The organism is Leuconostoc sp. UCMA20149 (assembly GCF_030400235.1).
Taxonomy (GTDB): Bacteria; Bacillota; Bacilli; order Lactobacillales; family Lactobacillaceae; genus Leuconostoc; species Leuconostoc pseudomesenteroides.
Window position 1 is genome coordinate 174,309 of sequence record NZ_VJYC01000004.1, and the last position, 20,744, is coordinate 195,052.

General features: G+C 41.2%; 13 protein-coding genes and 1 riboswitch. Of the genes, 10 read left to right on the forward strand and 3 right to left on the reverse strand.

Translation table 11 applies throughout. The features are described from left to right. Window positions 1-29 precede the first annotated feature (29 nt). Genes FF105_RS05295 through FF105_RS05305 form a run of 3 tightly spaced genes read right to left on the reverse strand, consistent with a single transcriptional unit; the run spans window position 30 to window position 2,443 of the window. A complete protein-coding gene (locus FF105_RS05295; RefSeq protein WP_147651163.1) occupies window positions 30-1,229 on the reverse strand; it encodes an LCP family protein in 1,200 nt (399 codons plus the stop codon). 12 nt (window positions 1,230-1,241) lie between these two features. Beyond that, window positions 1,242-1,604 (reverse strand): DUF1634 domain-containing protein, encoded by a 363-nt coding sequence (locus tag FF105_RS05300; protein WP_010290821.1) that lies wholly within the window; start codon window positions 1,602-1,604, stop codon window positions 1,242-1,244. 11 nt (window positions 1,605-1,615) lie between these two features. Next, window positions 1,616-2,443, reverse strand: coding sequence for a sulfite exporter TauE/SafE family protein (locus FF105_RS05305; RefSeq protein ID WP_168441510.1), 828 nt, complete (start codon window positions 2,441-2,443; stop codon window positions 1,616-1,618). A 177-nt stretch (window positions 2,444-2,620) separates the two neighbouring features. Between FF105_RS05305 and FF105_RS05310 the strand changes: the two genes are divergently transcribed. The 10 genes from FF105_RS05310 to FF105_RS05355 all read left to right on the forward strand — a co-directional run bounded on the left by FF105_RS05310 (window position 2,621) and on the right by FF105_RS05355 (window position 20,650). Continuing rightward, window positions 2,621-3,277 carry a phospholipid phosphatase gene (locus FF105_RS05310; protein ID WP_290046396.1) on the forward strand — a complete coding sequence of 219 codons (657 nt, stop codon included), beginning with the start codon at window positions 2,621-2,623 and terminating at the stop codon, window positions 3,275-3,277. Window positions 3,278-3,296: 19 nt separating this feature from the next. Then, a riboswitch (Lysine riboswitch) is annotated at window positions 3,297-3,464 on the forward strand. Between the two features lie 76 nt (window positions 3,465-3,540). Continuing rightward, window positions 3,541-4,983: an amino acid permease gene (locus FF105_RS05315; RefSeq protein WP_010290826.1), complete on the forward strand. Its 1,443-nt coding sequence runs from the start codon at window positions 3,541-3,543 to the stop codon at window positions 4,981-4,983. A gap of 230 nt (window positions 4,984-5,213) precedes the next feature. Then, window positions 5,214-12,686, forward strand: a complete 7,473-nt coding sequence (locus FF105_RS05320; protein WP_290046397.1) for a KxYKxGKxW signal peptide domain-containing protein — start codon at window positions 5,214-5,216, stop codon at window positions 12,684-12,686. A 105-nt stretch (window positions 12,687-12,791) separates the two neighbouring features. Further along, on the forward strand, window positions 12,792-13,439 hold the full coding sequence (locus FF105_RS05325; protein ID WP_031941104.1) for a hypothetical protein: 648 nt from the start codon (window positions 12,792-12,794) through the stop codon (window positions 13,437-13,439). Window positions 13,440-13,472: 33 nt separating this feature from the next. Next, window positions 13,473-14,936, forward strand: a complete 1,464-nt coding sequence (locus FF105_RS05330) for a glycosyltransferase (protein WP_147652018.1) — start codon at window positions 13,473-13,475, stop codon at window positions 14,934-14,936. Beyond that, window positions 14,926-15,756, forward strand: a complete 831-nt coding sequence (locus FF105_RS05335) for a glycosyl transferase (protein ID WP_010282455.1) — start codon at window positions 14,926-14,928, stop codon at window positions 15,754-15,756. Before FF105_RS05330 ends, FF105_RS05335 begins: the two co-directional genes overlap by 11 nt. Further along, window positions 15,753-17,240 carry an accessory Sec system protein Asp1 gene (gene asp1, locus FF105_RS05340; RefSeq protein WP_010282452.1) on the forward strand — a complete coding sequence of 496 codons (1,488 nt, stop codon included), beginning with the start codon at window positions 15,753-15,755 and terminating at the stop codon, window positions 17,238-17,240. Before FF105_RS05335 ends, asp1 begins: the two co-directional genes overlap by 4 nt. A 4-nt stretch (window positions 17,241-17,244) precedes the next feature. Further along, on the forward strand, window positions 17,245-18,789 hold the full coding sequence (gene asp2, locus FF105_RS05345; RefSeq protein WP_010282449.1) for an accessory Sec system protein Asp2: 1,545 nt from the start codon (window positions 17,245-17,247) through the stop codon (window positions 18,787-18,789). 4 nt (window positions 18,790-18,793) lie between these two features. Beyond that, complete coding sequence (asp3, locus tag FF105_RS05350) at window positions 18,794-19,918, forward strand: accessory Sec system protein Asp3 (RefSeq protein WP_010282448.1); 1,125 nt, start codon at window positions 18,794-18,796, stop codon at window positions 19,916-19,918. A 117-nt stretch (window positions 19,919-20,035) separates the two neighbouring features. Further along, entirely contained in the window at window positions 20,036-20,650 is a 615-nt protein-coding gene (locus FF105_RS05355) for a hypothetical protein (RefSeq protein ID WP_228934866.1), read from the forward strand. Window positions 20,651-20,744: the final 94 nt, after the last annotated feature.

A 20,744-nucleotide genomic window follows, 5' to 3' on the forward strand; every position in this document is an offset into this window, starting at 1 on the left:
AACTTTTCGGGGGTTTTAAAATGATAAAATTATTGATCTGAAGAACTTTCTGTTGACGTGTCGGAAGAAGTATCAGTGCTACTTGAGGATTCGTCATCTGCTGGTCTAAGAGAGGCAGCCACAGCCTGAAGTGTACTTGGTACCTCACCAGCATAGGCAGGACCAGTGGTTGCTGCTTTTAATCCCAGCGCTTTACGAGCTAAGTTAGTCACGCGTTGCTTTTCTTGCTGTGTCACAACTTCATAGGAAATGGCATTACCAGAAGAGTCTGGATAGCTTGTTCCCTCACCTTGAATATGTTCACTCACAATGTTATTTTTAGCTTTGATATACTTACTTGCAATTGTTGTCATGTCACCAAATGTCAAATCGGTGAGGACGTTTTTACTAAGCGTTGTCATAAATGAATTGTTCAAGAGGCTCGAAACATTGGCAGATTTTTTAATTAAACCTTCAAGGACGAGACGTTGACGCTTTTGACGACCATAATCGCCTTCAGGATCGTCATAGCGCATCCGAGAAAATGCTAGTGCGGCATCGCCGGTCATGACGTGCTTTGTTTCAGACCATGTAACGCCATTGTCATCAGAGTGTTCATAACCGGTACTGCCCTTGTGGAAACGGTATAAATTGGGACCGTAATCGTGAGCAGTGTCTTGGCTATAAGTGAAATCAAGTGGTGATTTCACTGAAATACCACCAACTTGGGTGACCATTTTTTCCAAACCAGACATGTTCACTAATGCGTAGAAATCAACTGGAATATTGAGATAAGCTTCAACAGTTTTAATGGCTGTTGATGTTGAACCATAAGCATAAGCGGCATTTATTTTTTGTGGGAAAGTATCTTCATAACCAGGAATAGCAACCATTGCGTCACGAGGAATTGAAATCATTGTCGTTTTTTCTGTTTTGGGATTGATGAGCAATAGCATCATAGAATCCGTACGGCCTTTGTAAGTACGACCCAGTTCACCTGTATCAGTTCCAAATAATAGAATAGATAATGGCTTACCACTAGAAACAACGCTTGAGACGTTGCGGGCCTTTTTAGTGCCTGTGCTCTTATAAACCTTATCAATGGTTGATTTAGCGTTATTAATTGCGTACCATGCGAAGCCGCCGGCCGTGATTGCTAATACAGCAATGATTGCTAAAATCGTATTTCGCAATTTGTGGGTTGGTTTCTTAAAACGCTCCGTACGAGACTTTGTTTGATTTTCTGCCATGATGATCTCCGATTAGTGTTGGCCAATGAACATGGCAACAAGTAAAATAATGAAAACTGCGACGGTAATGCCAACATATCGCCAATCTTTAACTTTGGTGAAGGCGTAAATGGAAGCGACAATTCGTAAAACGGGTGTTAGAATGAGTAAAAATAATCCTAACATCATGATAGCACCGGCTTGAAAATGAAAAGAACCATTTACAATCTGTGCTAGTTGACGCGGATAGTGATTGTGGAAATAGCCTGTTTTAGCGCCATTGATAAGATAGCAGGCAAAGCCAAGAATCATGACAACAACCGCTATTATGACGCCAATTCGTAAAACAATGCCAATTTGGCGTTCTAAATCTTTTTCTGTTTGATTAGTGGACATACGTGGGTGCCTCAGTACAACGTGATATTAAATGCTTTTAGTAGTAGTTGTAAGCCAGCAATGCCAACAACTGGGATAAATAGTTGTCGGAGTCGTTTTGCTGGAACATGTGGCATAATGCGTGCGCCAATGGTTGCACCTAACACGATACCTAAAGCAATTGGTACTGCGATGTCAGCTCGAATTGTACCATTAAAAAAATAAACAAGAGCGCTGGCCGCAGCCGTGACGCCCATCATTAAATTAGAGGTTGCGCTGGCAGGTTTGAGTGGCATTTTCATGACACCATCCATGGCAAATACTTTGAACATACCAGATCCTATGCCTAATAAACCAGACGCGAGTCCAGCCCACAACATGACCACTGCACCACCGGGAATATTCTCTACACGATAATCAATGTTTTGATTCAGTGCTTTGTCATAGTAGGTAGCGTTGAGCTGTAATTTGTTGGCGAGAGGGTCGTTATGTGCAACTAATTCGGCTTGATTGTGGGTGTGTAACTTACGCCACATGCGATAGGATTGATAAACCAGCAGCACGCCAAAAAGGAAATTTAACCAAATTGGGGCAAAAAAACCTGCGCATATTGCGCCGATTAGCGCACCAATTGTCGTAAAAATTTCGAGTAACATAGCAACACGCAGATTGAGCATGTCGTCTTTTAAATATGCGATTGAAGCACCAGATGAAGTCGCAATCACAGCGACAATACTGGCACCGATTGCGTAGTGAATAGGAATATTAAAACCAATCACTAAGATTGGTGTGACAATCATGCCACCTCCTAGGCCCAAAAGCGCCCCAAGGACTCCGGCAAAAACACCAACCAATAGCATAATGATAATGGATAAAGTTAAAGCCAAGATTAAATTCCTACCACTTCACTGTTTTTTCAATAATTATATTCTACACAATGCTACAATTATTGTGTACGATAAGCAAACGTGTTTGTAGAATTTTAATAAATTGGGAGAGCGTTTACTTCGGCATGACGAGTGAACGGAAGTGTATTTGTGTTAATTCAACCTGATAAATTACGAAAATTATTGATTATTATTTTTGGTGTCGTTTTTATTGTCTTTTGCCTTGCAGTCAGGTTTAATGCTGTTTTGGTAACGTTTGGAGATGATGCGGCTACGCTAGTGGTTCAAAATATGTTGCCACATTCTCTGCAAGCTTTGTTAGCAATAGGACATCTATTTGCGCATTATTGGTTAGTCTTGCCATTTATCGCTTTGATGGCTGGTGTGCTTTATCTGGCACAATACAAAATTGCCATGTGGTGGTTCATTATTTCACAAATAATGAGGATGTTAGTGTGTTTGATTGTTGCCATCGTAGTTGGTATCTCTTGGGATAGTGGGCTACAGTTACGTGACATGATGCCAAATTTATTGTTGGTATGGTGGTTGCAAGTCTTATTCTTGGTGGTGGCGTTGATTTTACCGCGTTTACTGAAGTCAAGGCGACTGCAAATAATCATGAGTACGTTGATTGGTGTATTTTGGCTTTTCATGATGATTTCACTGATGCAAGCCAATAATATGCTATTATCAAGCGGCATTGGCGCTTTGTTATTTGGCTACTTTTGGTGGCAATTAAGCGCACAAATTTACCGCAAACGTGCTCGCCAGTGGCAACATGTGCTAAAAATTGACGGTCGGGTTTGATTGTGATATGCTTTTACTAATATATCAAAGAGGTTGCAATCAACATGAGTCGCATAACTGAGTCTGCCAAGACACTGATGTTATGTTAAAGGGGCGATTGCCGAAAATATCATCTGGCAATATGATATTTGGGCTGGTAATTAAGAGTTACTAGACTGTCGTAGTAATACGGTGCGCTTTGAAAAGTGATTACGAAAATGACTTTTTAAACCTCTTTCTGTGTGAGCAGGAAGAGGTTTTTTGTTGGGAATAGGAGAATTTTTATGTCTGAAGATAGTGGGCAAGTCAAACGAAATCTGAAAACACGTCATGTGTCGATGATTGCATTAGGCGGATCAATTGGTACAGGGTTGTTTGTCGCTTCGGGTGCCACAGTGGCACAGGCTGGTCCAATGGGCGCGATTGTTGCTTATTTAGCGATTGGCGTGATGGTTTATTTTTTGATGACCAGTTTGGGAGAAATGGCGACTTATGCACCAACCTCTGGCTCATTTTCTGATTATGCAGGTAAATATGTTGATCCCGCATTAGGATTTGCGATGGGTTGGAATTATTGGTTTAATTGGGCAATCACGCTGGCGGTTGATATTGTGGCTGTTGGATTAGTTGCTAAGTTTTGGTGGCCCAATACACCGGGTTGGATTTTTTCAGCCGTTGCTTTGGCGTTCATCTTTTTGATTAATTTGTTCTCCGTTGGCGCTTTTGGTGAGGCTGAATTTTGGTTATCAATGATTAAAGTGATTACAATCATCGCCTTTTTGGTGGTTGGTGTGGCAACAATCTTTGGTGTTATTCATTCTGACGTCAATGTCATGAAAAACTTATCAGTTGGCAACCATGGCTTCGTTGGCGGACCACAAGCCATTTTGTCAGTCTTTGTCGTGGCAGGATTTTCTTTCCAAGGGACTGAGCTAATTGGTATTACTGCTGGAGAAGCACAAGACCCTGACAAATCAGTGCCCAAGGCTATCAATCAAGTCTTTTGGCGAATTTTGTTATTTTATATTTTAGCCATTTTTGTGATTTCGGCTTTGGTTTACTACCAAGACCCACGTTTGTTAAGTTCATCAACTGAAAATATTGCTGTATCACCATTTACGATTGTCTTTAAAAATGCGGGTATCGCTTTTGCAGCCAGTTTGATGAATGCTGTTATTTTGACATCAATTGTTTCATCGGCTAATTCGGGATCTTATGCGTCATCACGTATGTTGTTTGCTATGGCGCGTAAGGGTGAAGCCCCTAAGATTTTCGGCAAAGTGTCAAAACGTGGCGTGCCCGTGGCAGCGCTGGTATTGACGACGGCAATCGGTCTATTAGCGTTTATTTCTAATACTAAAGGTGGCTCGGTTGCCTATACTTGGCTCGTTAATGCCTCTGGATTGACTGGCTTTATTGCTTGGGTTGGAATTGCAATTTCGCATTATCGCTTCCGCCGCGCGTATATCGCGCAAGGTAAAAGCCTGTCAGATTTGAAGTATCGGGCAAAGTGGTTCCCATTTGGGCCACTATTTGCTCTGGTTATCTCAATTGGGGTCATTATTGGTCAAGATCCAGAAAGCTTTACTAATTTGAATTGGGAAAAGATTGCAGTTACCTACTTGTCGGTACCATTATTTGCCATTCTATATATTTGGTACAAAATTTCTCACAAAACAAAAGTGATTAAGTTAAAAGACGTCGACCTGTCACAACCTAAAAAATAAATATTTTTTGCAAACGTTAGCTGGTGTGGTACCATTTAACGTTTTTTTGTGCTTAAAATTCATTAAAAAGTCATAGTTAAGTCTAAAAATATGCTTTCTTTTTGTAAGTATGTATAATATATGAATAATGTGTAAAATATGTGGTTATATATAGGCATAAAATATCATAAATAGTATTAGTAGTGATACATTTAAAGTAGAAGATTGACTAAACGAAAAGGAAGTTGATTATGAGCGCAAAATATGATGGTCGCAACTCTCGACCAACAAATGAAGTAAAACGTTATAAAATGTATAAATCTGGTCGGCAATGGATTACAGCTGGATTGTCAACGTTGATGGTTTTGACGGGGATGGCTCTCATTGACGACACTGATAAAGTTAGTGCAGACACAACCACTGGTAGTACCGCAATGGCGGCTTCAGCAGCAGCTAGTCCAGCAAGTGCCGCTGACAACACACTTTCTAATACAACCAGTGAAGCAGTGTCTTCAGCCAATGCACAAGTATCAGCTAATTCAGCCAGTGATTCTTACGCCACTGGTTCTTTGGGGAGCAGTGCCTACCCAACGCTTGATTCAGTTGCCACAGATAACACAGTTAGTGCTGACGCGAATGACCAAAATGCCATTTCAGTAGATAAAAATGCTGATGCAACGTCTAATGCTGTTGATGTGACGACAAGTGCAAGTGCTACATCAAGCAGTGCAGCTTCAACATACAATAACGGTAGTGTGGCGGTAACTATCACCACGCCAAGTAATGCCACCTCTTCATTGGTATCGCCGACACAAAGTGGCAGTACAGTAACCACGGCTGGTGGTTCGACTGCTACTGTGACATCAGACGCATTGGCAACGATTAGTTCCGCGGCTACCTCTGCAAATAGCAGTGCTGCTGCAAGTGTGGCCACCGTTGCCAGCTCTGCTGCTCAAGCTAATTCAGCGGCGGCCTCTTTGGCTAATTCGTACTCGGCTGCAGCTACTGCTCAATCTGCTGCTCTGCTAGCAGCACAGAATTCTAATGCTGCTGCACAAACTAGTTATGCAAGTGCACAAAGCTCACAGGCTGCTATTGCAAGTAGTAATGGCGCTTCAATGGCAGCAATTATCACGACTACTATATCTAACCTTAATAAAAGCTCAGATAGTTACAGTGCGATATTATCTTCATTGAATGCCGCATTGGCATCCGCAAACAGTGGTAATTTAAAAGCAGCATATGATAGTTATTATAGCGCTGCCAGCACGACAGCAGCTGCAGTTGGATTTGCTCTAGTAAATGCCACAGCTAATAAGGCAACATTTTTGGCTGTTTTTGGGACTGCTTGGGATGGTTCAAATACTGGTGTTGCTAAGCAATGGGCGTCTGGTGTGACGACACAAGCAATTGCTAGTCTAGAGACATCATGGGAGGCAGCCTCAGCCGCAACATCAAGCGCCGCAGTTGCAGCCACATCAGCACTTAATGCCCTTAATGCTGCACCTAATTCTGCCGCAATTGCGGCTACGAGTGCTCAAGCTTCTAACGCTTACGCGCAATCTGCTGCCACGAGTAGTGCAGAATCAGCAGCAGTATCTTTGGCGCAATCTCAAGCAACATCGCTTGCTGATTCATACGCTGCCTTGTTAAACGCGGACACAGTGTTAGTCAATGTCAATTACAATGCTGATACTGCCGTTACTTCAGCAGCAACTGCTTCAGCAACTGACGCTGTTAGTTCTTATGTCACAGCTTTAACAAATGGCATGTCAAACATTAACACCGATAGTAATTTGAAATTTAGTACCTCTGCGGGTTCCTTTTTGAACTTCAACAGTAATCCGCAGAGTTGGTTGACGAGTTATGCCACTACAGCAGGTAATAATGCAGCCGCTGCTTCTAACACAGCTGATAAATCAATGTGGATAACGGTACAGTCATATGCTTCATCATTGGCTAACGATATTAATGGTGCGGAAGCGCAACAGATGATAAGCAGTATGAAAAATGGCAATGCTGGTGGTATGATTCCTGCTTTGACCTTTGGACAGAATAATGCTGACTTAACAGCGATTCAAGCGACTTTGTCATCACTTATGAATATTTTAAAACCAGAAAATATTACTTCCGCGACATATGTCAACCCGGTTGTTGACAATGGTGATGGCACGTATTCAACAAATATTTCATTAGATCCGAATGAATTGGTTCATAGCAACATCGATGCACTGATGGCACAACTAACCGCTAATATGTCTAATATTCAATCTGACATTAACACTTATGCTAGTACGACTGTACCTAATTTTGTTATTGGATGGTATGCTGTTGTCTACAACGCTTTCAATGGTGCGTTAAAAGGTGACTTAAATACGACAGCTTTGAAATTAATTTCACAGGGTGTCGCTGTTACAGTTGATTCACAAGTGAAAACATTAGCTGCAGGTTATATTAAAACGTTAACGAATGCTATGAACGCTATAAGTGGTACTGATAGTAATTCAATGTATGCTAAGTCAGTCTTAGAGACATTGATTACTGAGGAACAAAAGGTGTTGGATCAAGCAACCATTCGTTATAATTCTGAGGTTGCTTATTTGGGAACATCAGATATTTCTTCTTCAACATTTAGAAATCAGGTTGTAAGTGCTCTTGGGGGTCTATTAGGCGGTGGTGTTATAGGTGGTACTTTAACAGATGTTGTAACAGGTGTTGCTAATACAGCCTCTCAAGGTATCGCAACAGCAGTGGATAACATGATGAAAAGTGTTAACCAAGCAAGCATTAACTTAGTCAATGGTTTGAATAGTATGCTTCAGTCTTTGCAATCAACAAAAATTGCACCAACCATTACAGTTACAGCTGGTTTTGATACTGGGACGCCAGATGTGTCAGATGTCGCGACTGGACAATTTGCGACGACAACTTATTCGGCGACCTATACGGGCGCAGTTACTGGCGCGTCAGCGACTGTAATTGCGTATCAAGCAATTGACAAGACACAGTTACAGGCGTTGGTGAACACAACGACTGCTAATAGCAATCTTGCAAGTGTGATGGCGGCGCAATTGACTGATGCACAACAAGTTTTGACGAATGATAATGCGTCACAACAAGATTTGAATCAAGCGTACGCTAATTTAGTCGCTCAAACAGCCACTATCACTGTCAACGATGCAACTACTGGGCAAGCTGTCACTTTGACATCAGATAGCACTGTCTATGGTGGATCTGGCACCACAGCAACCTTTGATTTATCAAAAGTAATGCCTGCTGGATATGATTTTTCGCAAGCAGTAGTAACTGGTGGCACGATTGATGCGAATGGTGTCTTAACGGTTAACTTCGACAATGATAGCACAGTTGATCAGCCAGTGACGATTGATGTACCGCACAAAATTACCACGTCAAGCAAGGTAAATACGTTTAATATTCAATTGACGTACGAAGATGCGAGTGGCAATATACTACAGCCGGCTACAACAACCACTGTAACTGGAACAGCCGCTCTAGCTACCGACGGCGTAACTGGTGTTACGACGCAAAGTGGCGCTGTTGTTTGGCAAGGTGCAGATGGCGTGGCTTCTGATGATGGTACGACTTATACGGTTAACTCGATTGATGTACCAGCAACGATCACGTCAAATGGGCAGACATACTATTTGCATACACCGGGTAAAGATGCGCAAGGTAATGCAATTGACGGTACTAACGCAATCACACTAACTTTTGATGAGAATCAAACTGTGGTTTCAACACAGACCATTAATGAAGTATATGGTGCAGCACAACAAGTTGCTTTGAAATTGATTACGGTTGTCAAAGCAAGCGACTACACAGATTCAGTTAGTTCTGTTTTAAAAGAGTTTACAGACGCCGCTGGGAATAAATATTATATTGTAAATGAGGCTGGGAACGGTTCTGATTTGGCTGAAGGTTCTGCACATATTGGTGATGTCATTGATGGTGCAAATTTGCAGGCTATTATCAATAGTTATAGTCCTGAAACTGCTGCATCGATGGGACTCTCTGCAGCTGGGTACAATCTAAGTGAACACATTTATTGGGATACCCTTGGTAACACAACGGTTCCTGGAACTTACACAATCAATGGTGCGATTGCTGAAACAGACGGCTCATATACCCATTATTTGATTATCGAAGCTACGCCAGAAACAACAAGTGCTACTGTCAATTATGTGGATGATGAGACTGGTAGTGTGATTTCAACGGCTACTATTAGTGGACAAGTGGGATCTTTGTTTGACGTTGACGGGTCCGATACTTTAAATGGTGAACAGCAATATGATACCGCTGATTATCAACTTGTGAGCGTCGATAATGGTTCTGGAACCTATGTTATGTCAGCTGGTACTGATGGCACTTCTGTCGATGCCACGCCAACGATTACGGTTCATTTGCAGATGTCGATTGAGAAGTCAACTTCGATTAGCGAAAGTGAGTCAATGTCAACTGCGGCAAGCTTGAGTGAGTCAGTGTCGACAGAGACGAGTGAATCAGATTCAGCAGTGGCGAGTGAGTCGTCATCCACAAAGTTGAGCGAATCAGTATCAAGTGCAACAAGTGAATCGGTATCAGCAGTAGCGAGTGAGTCTGCTTCCGCAAAGTTAAGCGAATCAACATCAAGTGCGACGAGTGAATCGGTATCAGCAGTAGCGAGTGAGTCGTCATCCACAAAGTTGAGCGAATCAGTATCAAGTGCAACAAGTGAATCGGTATCAGCAGTAGCGAGTGAGTCGTCATCCACAAAGTTAAGCGAATCAACATCAAGTGCGACAAGTGAATCGATAAGTGCGACGAGTGAATCGAATTCAGCGGCAGCGAGTGAGTCGTCATCCACAAAGTTAAGCGAATCAACATCAAGTGCAACAAGTGAATCGGTATCAGCAGTAGCGAGTGAGTCTGCTTCCGCAAAGTTAAGCGAATCAACATCAAGTGCGACGAGTGAATCGGTATCAGCAGTAGCGAGTGAGTCGTCATCCACGAAGTTGAGCGAATCAACATCAAGTGCGACGAGTGAATCGAATTCAAAGGTAGTCAGTGAATCGTCATCCACGAAGTTGAGCGAATCAACATCAAGTGCGACGAGTGAATCGGTATCAGCAGTGGCGAGTGAGTCGTCATCCACGAAGTTGAGCGAATCAACATCAAGTGCAACGAGTGAATCGGTATCAGCAGTAGCGAGTGAGTCGTCATCAACAAAGTTGAGTGGTTCAGTATCAAGTGCAACGAGTGAATCGGTATCAGCAGTAGCGAGTGAGTCGTCATCAACAAAGTTGAGTGGTTCAGTATCAAGTGCAACGAGTGAATCGAATTCAGCAGTAGCGAGTGAGTCGTCATCCACGAAGTTGAGCGAATCAGTATCAAGTGCAACAAGTGAATCGGTATCAGCAGTAGCGAGTGAGTCTACTTCCGCAAAGTTAAGCGAATCAACATCAAGTGCAACGAGTGAATCGGTATCAGCAGTGGCGAGTGAGTCTGTTTCCGCAAAGTTGAGCGAATCAACATCAAGTGTAACAAGTGAATCGGTATCAGCAGTGGCGAGTGAGTCAACTTCCGCAAAGTTAAGCGAATCAACATCAAGTGCGACGAGTGAATCGGTATCTGATAGTCGTTCCATGAGCACTTCGGTTTCATTGGCAGATTCAACATCACAAAGTAATTCAGTTTCCGATAGCCGCTCCATGAGTACATCAGTTTCGTTGACTGATTCGACGACCAAGAGCGAGTCAACCTCAGCGAGTGTTGTAACATCAACGAGCGTTTCAGAATCCAATAGTAAGCTAGCAAGTGATTCAGTTTCCGACAGTCGTTCAACGAGTACGTCAGTCTCGTTGGCAGATTCCACGTCACAAAGTAATTCAGTTTCCGATAGCCGCTCCATGAGTACATCAGTTTCATTGACTGATTCAACGACCAAAAGTGAATCTGTTTCAAATAGTGAGTCAACGTCAAAGAGTGACTCTATCTCGAACAGTGAGTCAACGTCAAAGAGCGACTCAATCTCAAACAGCGATTCCACGTCAAAGAGCGACTCAATTTCGAACAGCGATTCGACATCAAAGAGTGACTCTATCTCGAATAGTGAGTCAACATCAAAGAGCGACTCAATTTCGAACAGCGATTCAACGTCAAAGAGTGACTTTATCTCGAACAGCGATTCGACATCAAAGAGCGAGTCAATCTCAAACAGTGATTCAACGTTGAAGAGTGAATCTGTTTCAAATAGTGATTCGACATCAAAGAGTGAGTCTGTTTCAAATAGCGATTCGACATCAAAGAGTGAGTCAATCTCAAACAGCGATTCAATGTCAAAGAGCGAATCGATCTCAAACAGTGAGTCAACGTCAAAGAGCGAATCGATCTCAAACAGTGAGTCAACGTCAAAGAGCGAATCAATCTCAAACAGTGACTCAACATCAAAGAGTGAATCAACTTCAGAAAGTGCTGTAACATCAACGAGCGTTTCAGAATCCGATAGTCGCTCAATGAGCACGTCGGTTTCATTGACAGATTCCACGTCACAAAGTGATTCAGTTTCCGATAGCCGCTCCATGAGTACATCAGTTTCATTGAGTGATTCGACGACCAAGAGTGACTCAACATCAAAGAGTGACTCAATCTCAAACAGCGATTCCACGTCAAAGAGTGACTTAATCTCAAACAGTGACTCAACATCAAAGAGTGAATCAACTTCAGAAAGTGCTGTAACATCAACGAGCGTTTCAGAATCCGATAGTAAGCTAGCAAGTGATTCAGTATCAGACAGTCGCTCAACAAGCACATCAGTCTCATTGCGTGATTCAACAGCCAATAGTGAATCGACTTCAACAGTTGCTAGCGATTTAGCATCAAATTCAGCAAGTTTGAGCACCAAAAATTCAACTAGTACGACAATCACTAGTGAAAATGTATCAACTTCTGAATATAGTGAATTAAATTCTACGAAATCAAGTGAAAGCTTGTCCACATCAAGTTCACAGGCAAACGAAAGTCAGTCTCTTTCAACGATAGCTAGTGATGAAATATCAACAAGTCTCAGCGAACGTATTTCAGCAAGTGACAGTTTGAGTACAGCAGAATCAACAAGCGCAATAATAGTGAGTGAGCATAATGCCACTAGTGTTAAGTTATCAGATGCCACGTCATTAAGCGAAAGTACGGCAATTGTCAACCAAAGTGACTCAACAAGCGTTCGCGTGATGCCGTCTGATGAGACATCAACGAGTGAGTCAAAATCGCAATCAGTAAGCGAATTTACGAGTGAGTTTGATTCAACGTTGACTAGTCTACATCAGTCAGAGGTATCAAGTGAACGTCAGTCAAAATCACAAGTAGATGACACAACTGGCAATATTGTCATGAAAAATCAAGCAACCGATCGTGTCCAAACACTTGAATCGACAACTGGTTCGAATATGACAGCAAAGTTGACTACTACGGCGCCAACAATTAGTGCCGAAAAAGTAACTAGCACGAATAGCTTGAGTGTACCCAGTCAGGCAACAGTTCTGAAAGGTCTGTTACCAGAAAATCCGAAAATTATTACGGCACGTCGTATTTTGATTGGACAATATGAAACGGGTGACAAATTCAACATTAGGTTAATCTTAGAGATTTTAACGCCGCTGATCTTAATTTCGGGCTTCTTATTGGCAGCAAAACGTCGTAAAAAAGAAGGTGATGCAGAAACAAAGTAATTTATTAAGGATATTGCATCATTAGATAAAAAGTCTCTATAATTGTGATATAAACCACATTTATGGAGACTTTTTTATGCTAAACTGGTTAAAAGAGGGATTATAATGATATTCTTACTTATTATGTTCATAATATTGACGTTAATGATGGTGACTTTTACAATTCAAAATTATCGCAAGTATGGCACACTTTTTGTGCCATTATTTTTAACCCTCTTGCTGATTGGTGGTACTGTCTGGAGTGCAAGTAAGTTACCAGCAACAATTAAACAAATTAAATCACGACAAGACACTACTAGAAAAGTGGCGCAGCTGACTGCTAGTCAAAGAGCGGCCATGCAAAAGAGCTTTGAAAATGTCAGCGGATCGCGTACGATTGAAATTCCAACAACATCAGCAGAAGATCAGCAACAGGCACTTTCCTTACAAGAAACAAAATATGCCCGGAGCCTAGACACAGCTTATCAACAGATTGGTGATGTGTCATTTGATGAAAAAACGAAAGCATTTCAACTGCGTTTATATGCCAAAACACAATTGGCTGAGAGTGTGAGTGTCGTTGAGGCTCACCCTAGTCAAGCGGCCACAACCGGCTGGCAGTCTTTCACCAATTCATTAAAAACAACTTCTAAAACAATTGGTACTGCTTTCAAACCAGGATATACATTAGAACTGATGGGTGTGAACAATAGTCAAAATATTTTGTATGCTGCCAAAGACGGTAAAGAACTGATTAATATCGCAGAACAATAATTAATTTAAGTGAGCAGTAGAAAGGAATTTATCGTGATCTTTTTTGTGAACAAAGCAATTGGACATGGCAACAGTGGTGTGGAGCACGCGCAATTTTATCGTGCGGATATTTTTCGGCAAGCACACCAACCCTTCAAGATGATTTATTCAGACTTACTACCAAAACTGCATGAACATGCAGCGGAATGGCATTTGCAAGAATCTGAAGTAATTGGGCTTTATGATTATTTTTTAAGTGATGATCCGGATGATTATTTGCGCAATGGATTGCGTGAGGTGAGCGAGTATCATGAAGAAGTATTATGGGATCAAACGCATACGCAACGGCGATTTGATCGTCAAACAACAGGTGGGTATTTTGAAACGATTCAACGCGTGAAGCGGTATTCTGATGAGCGTAAACTTTATTTGGTAGATGACGACCGTGTGATTTTAACCAATGGCAATCACAAAATAATGTGGCATTATCGTGATTCTGGTTCCAGAAAAAAGCAAGCTGTTAGCATACGATTATTTAACTTTAAAGGGCGAGATTATTTTTTCCAAACTTATGAAGCTTTAGTGATGTTTTTTTATGAACAGTTAAATCAGACTTACCCTAATAGTCTTTACATCATTGATCGAGGGCAAGAACATGAAGAAGCTCTGATTCATCTGAAACGCCAGGGTGCCGGTGTCAAATTACTTGATGTTGTTCATGCTGCCCATTTGGCGCAATTTGAAGGGGCACATCCACTTTGGAATAATTATTATCAATACATGTTTGATCACCTTGACGATATGTCTGCTGTCATTAACGCCACTGAAGTGCAAACGCAAGCGATGAAAGCTGATTTGTCACGTGTTGGACAGAAACAACTTGATAAAATTACCACTATTCCGGTTGGTGGTGTCGAAACTGTTATGCCGGCGCGCCATTGGTCAGGAAAAGAGGCGCGATTTGTGACAGCATCCCGTCTTCATCCAGAAAAACATATCACTCAAATCGTGTCAGCAATTAAATTGTTACGGGATCAAGGACTAAATGCTACCCTAACTATTTATGGTGATGGCGGTGATATACCTCATATTAAAAAGAGCATTAGTGAGCTCAAATTACAGAAATTTGTGACTTTGGCGGGTTTGAGTCAACATGTTATTGATGATTTGAAGCAATACGACGCTTTTGTGTCAGCCTCCTATTCGGAAGGGTTTGGTTTGACGTATATTGAGGCTATTAGTGATGCGCTACCAATTGCGACTTATGCTAATTTTTTTGGTGCACAGGAATTGGTCAAAGAAGGTCTGAATGGTCATTTAGCAACCTTTGAACGCCACCAAGATGCAACTGAAAAAAATGTTGTGCAATTGAGTCAAGCCATGGCGGCAGTCTTTCAATCAACAGCGCATTATGCTGATTTATCACGTGGCGCTGAAGCAGTCGCCAAAAAATATCAAACACAAGAAATTGCTAAAAAGTGGTCAGCGTTGATTAGGAGGGTTAATCATGAAAGTTGAACTCATCAATAGCTTAGTCTATCAAAACTTTGCTGGTATTAAATGGCAAATTGAGCAAGTGGCTAATGGTCATAGTGATGAATTATGGTTAGCTACCCCACACGAAGACGCCGTATCACTGATTAAGGCACACCATATTGCGCCAGAAAAAGTATTTGATGTTTACCGGCAACAATATTTGACTGAAATTGACGTCTCTAAAGGCATCTGGTGGAGTGATTTGTCGGTGCCAAATGATGCACAAATTGTCGTTAATCAAGATTGGACGAGTAGTGTTGTGAGCTTGGGTAGCGAATTGGCGCAAGTGAAGTGGTTTCCACAATCCACCAGAATTGTACAGGCTGTTTCATGGTTAGATACCGATGGGAAGCTTGATTATAAGGACATTTACCATCGAGATGGGACGTTATTTGCTCGCCAATTCTTTAGTGAAGGGGATTTACTGGAAAGTGATTTTTACCAAACGACGGGGGAGTTGTCGACTGTTGATTATTATTTCAATGGTGCTCGTAATTTTGTCGTTCATGGACAATCACAATTCAGTTCGGCAGATACTTATTTGTTAGATGTCATGTCATCATTTCCAGAAGTGACATTTGATATTACGCAGTTAGGTCGTGAGTTGGACTTTGCACCGGACAACACACAACTGACCATGCCGGCAGGCGTGATTGATGATCAAGGTCAGATTTACCCGAATTTGATACAAATTTTAACCAACGATCAACATAAAATTAAACGGGTTATCGTGTCAAAAGATGATTATCAACGGCTCATTAAAGCAGGGTATGCCAGCAATAAATTGGAGAAAATGTCATGACAACCATTCATATTTTGCCAGATTGGCATGAAAATGAACAGGCCATGCCACAAGGCAATGACAGTATTCATCAAGCACAATTATTTCAGTCGCAAGGCTGTGATGTGAATTTGTTATTGGTGGATTATTTGACGCGTCTGCGTTCAATGTTTCATACTAAAAATCTAGATCATGTGACATATTGGTCACTATATGATGATATACAAGAGGTCGGTTTGACTGATACTCGCGTGGTGGCTTTACAAGATTTTAGTTGGCCAGAGACGGTTTATTTTGTAGAAATGCCCGACCAGATTGTGGCAATGCAAGATGACAAGTTATTTGCCAAAATTCAATTAGATGGCGATAATTTAGGGCAAATCGTAGCCATTATTTTTTATGAAAATGATCATCAAAAAACTTGTTTAGATATTGATGATCGCGGTTTTGTGTCTCGGACAACCTATTTTGTTAATGGTGAGAAAACTGCTGTTGATTATTTGACGCCTAGTGGTGAAGTTGCTATGCATGTTTCGCTACCAGATCAGGTTGTGACAACAAAAGAGACGTGGTTCGGTGCCAAAAAATTCGCCAATACGACAGTTTTATTTCAAGCTATTTTGAAACAAAAAATCAGTAAGATCAGTGATGAAGCACCATTAATTGTAACGCAAACTGATGTTATCAATCAGTTTTTGCTAGAAAACGACATACAACATGATATTATTTACAGCGCCCAGGAAAGACGCGAAACGTCAAAGATGACGCTACCTCAGTGCGTGAAAGCAGTCGTTACCGATAATGTGAGCACAACAATGGTAAATCAGCATTATATTCCCACATTTGCGACTATTTTGTCAGAAGGAAAGTCTCAAGAAACCGCCAATCTTGATTATTATTGGGTGGCTGATCAAACGATTGCACAACAATTGGCTGTCGTTTCTCAGTTCATCACGATATTACGGGACAACGAACATGCGCGCGTCATTGTCGACACACCGGTTGCATTATCACAAGCGGTTACCAATCTGATCGAAACAAGTGATCAATCGACTGACATAGATGATGAGTTGTTGGACAATAATGGTTTGTCAGATGAACTTAAAATGGCTGGCAACCAGCCCGCAACGATAAAAACATTCGCGGAGCGCTTTATCATAAACATCGCGCCTACTGAGGAAAAGCAGCAACGAGCGATTGAAAAAGTCCGTGTGTTGGTTGATTTAAACACACAACCAAACGCCTACCTACAAACTTTGGCCTTATCAGCCCTGATTCCACAAATCAATGCTGTTAAAACACCATTCGTGTTGGCAAATCAAAATGGTTTCATTATTGATGATGTCAATGAACTGAGCGCTAAGATTCAGTTTTATCAACATAATATCAATGATTGGGCATTTGCTAAAAATGAAGCATTCAAGCATTCTGAGAATTACTACGATACAGTGCTTTGGTCCAAATGGCAGCGGGTGTTTGATCAAGTAAAGCCACTGGGGGAATAGCTAAATGAAACGAAAAATTGCAATTCTACAAATTGGAGATACTGATTGGCGACAAATTACCCAAACAGATTTTTTTGATTGGCATTATATGCCTGTTTCTGAGATTCATACGTTAGTAGAGTCACCGGAAGAAGATGAACCAGCCAATCAATATAATTACGTTTTGTTGACTAATCAAATTCAAGATAATCAAGCTGTTTTCGATTATGTCAACCAGTGCCCAGCTTTTCACGTGATTTACTTAACGAAAAATATTTTACCGGAATGGTTAGCAATTTTACAGGCGCGTCGGGCATTTTATTTTGATGATTTTACACCGGATCGGGTGGTTCAAAGAATTGAGACGGACTTGTATTTCGGACAGATTGGGTTTGCCACGCGTTTTAGTGAACAACAATTCGTACCGTCAGAAAAAGTAACCGGTCATTTATCACGTGGTGGTCGTTTTTTGACGCAATTTAGTGGTGATTTTGGGTCACAGTGGCAAGCGCTAGGGTATTTAAAAGTTTTAGCCGGTGATTTATCTCCTAACCGTGAAAATTTAGTTTGGTTGGAACATGAGACGCAAGGAAATATTGAAGTTGCCTTGAAATTTGTATTTTTTCGGGATGATAAGATACAACAAGTTCAAATTGTCAGTGGCGAACCATTGCACGCTTTGACACCGATTGGTGGTTTGTCTGATTATGCTAACTATCAAGTGATTGTCATGGCAAAAGGGCGTGGTCAAGTATCGTTACACGCGCTACACCAACGCAGGACACGTCATGGATTAGGACACTTGCTACCGGGTGGTGAATGGCACCTCACTTCTGAAGGAGAAGAGGTCTTAAGTTATTTTAATCCCGGTATGCGAAATAAGCCTTTAATTGTATCTTTTGCTGGATCACGGCTCTTTTCAGATGGATTTGAATTGATGGGTGTGTTTGATGAGCTGGAGACGCCATACCTGCTGTTTACGGATTCGCGCACACAAGGTGGCGTTTTTGAAGTGGGCACTAAAATTTTTGAACAAACGGTGATAGATCGTATTCGCCAAGCGATGGCGGAACTTGGGATCACTGGGGATGACGTTATCTTTCACGGGTATTCGATGGGCAGCTATCCAGCGATGTATTATGCTGCTGACATTCAGCCAGCTGCAATTGTGATTTCTAAGCCGATTATTAATTTGGGTTCTTTTTCAGCTAAAATGGACTTTCCACATCATCGTAATACTGATTGGACGCTTGATATGCGTCGACATTTGACAGGACGTATGTCAAAGGAAGACACAGTAGTTCTTGACGAAAAATTGTGGCAACATATCAAACAAATTGATTGGAAAAATATTGATGTATCACTATTTACAATGGATTTGGATGAATATGATGGTGAAAGTTTGCCTGAATTATTAGACTTTTTCCGCGAGCAACATGTGCACCTGACCCATTTTGAAGAGCATGGTTATCATATTGAAAAGATTTCTGAAATGATTACTTTCATCAAAAATCGACTTTACACGTTACGCGATAAGAGATGGTCGCTTCAAGGCGATGGGGGTAAATGACGTTATGCAATATCATATTTATTGGACACCACAGACAGAGTTGTTAGAATTACAAGGGGCAAATATCCGATTTGACCGGATGAACCAAGTTTTTTACGAAAATCAATGGCTGCCAAGCGGCCAAGTGGTTGCAAGGTGGGCTTCAAAACGTGATTACATTGTAAGTAACAAGCTTGCAGATCTTCCCTATTTAGTTCAGGGCGAAACGTATGAATTAGAACGCGACATTACAAACGCCAATCACATGTTTGGCTACTTAACGATTACATTTTTTGATGTCTATCATCGCCAAATTGTAGCCTATCATGAAAACAAAGATATCATGACGTTTGAAGTGCCTAAAAATTATGATGCTTACGAAATTGAATTGATTACTGCTGGAGCAGAACATATTATTTTCCATGAGTTTACCATTCGTCTTGCGTTGACCAATGGTACATTGTTGGCGGGCGACCATCATGAGCGTTTTGATAGTGGTGAAGACCTGTATTGGTACTTACAAGAAGCTTCTCTAGTGACAAGTCAAACATTGCGCGTCATTTTTTCAGAACCAAGTGACAATATGACGGATTACGCACATCAGTGGATTGTGCCAACTCAGCAAAATGTGTTATATATCGCTGATGGTCGCTTATTGGCCGGCTTTTATGTTAATGAAACAACAAGCAGTACTTACGAAACAGCACTTAAACAAATCATTCAGGATGCAAAAGTTAAAAGCCATGCGTCAATCATCGAATTTATAGGTTATGGTCCTATTTCAAGTTACGCTGCCGGATATTATCAAAAACAAATGACTGGGAAAGCGGTTATTTCATCTGATGCCATTGTACAACCTACCACTTATTTAGCGGGTAATCAGCGTAATCGTACGACGCAATCTGTTTTGAATGACGGCAAAACATACCCAACTATCTCATTAGATGATGCTTTCATTAGGTTAGACGAAAGTGAGCAGAAACCGCTACTCACGCAGATGCCGGGATTACGAAACCCGAATACTGCACGATTAAAAAAATTGTATTACGAAACACCTGAATTAGCAGAAGTACCTTTTATTGAAGATGATAACATGGTGACAACCAACAAACATGGCTGGTTATCACGCTTATTTCATATAAAAAAGTAATTTTTGTGAACAAAATATGAACTTTAACGCACGATAATAAATATTTGTTATGATAAATAGCAAAGTAAAGGTTGATCATGATAGTCAGTGGTGTGATAAGAAAGTGAGGATAGACTGGTGTTACATATACAAACGTGGTTAGGTGGATTAGCAATGTTAGCGGTATTTTATCGTAATGTGCCAGCGCTTCGTGCGTTGAAGCGTGGGCAATTCCAACCTAATTTTGCGACCTATATGATTTGGGCATTAATTTCGTTAATTGAGGCTGTGATTATTTTGGCTAATCGTGGCGGTTTTGGTGCAACATCAATGGTTTTGAGCGTCGTCTTTTTTTCATATTTTGGTGTTATGGGTCTTAAATACGCCAAAGAACAACCAACCAATCGACGATTTATTTTGGCCATGTTAGGCGCCGTTGTAGTGCCACTTTTGTTGACCTTGGTTCACGGGCTGACGCAGGGTGAGTTATTGTTTATTTTGGCGATTGTTGAAGCCTTGGCAATTATTCCAACGATTCAGAAAATTAAACGGGCGCCATATTCAGAGAGTTTATCTTGTTATGTCTGGAATGATGTCTCGATGTTATTGAGTCTTTTAGCAGTTCATGCCATTAGTTTTGAAACAGTGTTTGTGCCATTGATATGGGTATTTATTATGAGTGGGTGCATTATTTATATGTTAGTGCTGAGAAGACGTGTACCAAAACGTCAAGAATGTGCCGTTTTGGATTAAAAATATATCATAGTTGGTTGCACGAACAAACTAACCGTGGTAAGATATATTTTGTAAAAGAAATGATACCGCTTTCAGATATACGGAAGCCGGT

Coding starts and splice junctions, on each gene's coding strand:
- FF105_RS05295 (WP_147651163.1), bottom strand. CDS start 1,229: ATGGCAGAAAATCAAACAAAGTCTCGTACGGAGCGTTTTAAGAAACCA.
- FF105_RS05300 (WP_010290821.1), bottom strand. CDS start 1,604: ATGTCCACTAATCAAACAGAAAAAGATTTAGAACGCCAAATTGGCATT.
- FF105_RS05305 (WP_168441510.1), bottom strand. CDS start 2,443: ATGCTATTGGTTGGTGTTTTTGCCGGAGTCCTTGGGGCGCTTTTGGGC.
- FF105_RS05315 (WP_010290826.1), top strand. CDS start 3,541: ATGTCTGAAGATAGTGGGCAAGTCAAACGAAATCTGAAAACACGTCAT.
- FF105_RS05320 (WP_290046397.1), top strand. CDS start 5,214: ATGAGCGCAAAATATGATGGTCGCAACTCTCGACCAACAAATGAAGTA.
- FF105_RS05325 (WP_031941104.1), top strand. CDS start 12,792: ATGATATTCTTACTTATTATGTTCATAATATTGACGTTAATGATGGTG.
- FF105_RS05335 (WP_010282455.1), top strand. CDS start 14,926: ATGAAAGTTGAACTCATCAATAGCTTAGTCTATCAAAACTTTGCTGGT.
- asp1 (WP_010282452.1), top strand. CDS start 15,753: ATGACAACCATTCATATTTTGCCAGATTGGCATGAAAATGAACAGGCC.
- asp2 (WP_010282449.1), top strand. CDS start 17,245: ATGAAACGAAAAATTGCAATTCTACAAATTGGAGATACTGATTGGCGA.
- asp3 (WP_010282448.1), top strand. CDS start 18,794: ATGCAATATCATATTTATTGGACACCACAGACAGAGTTGTTAGAATTA.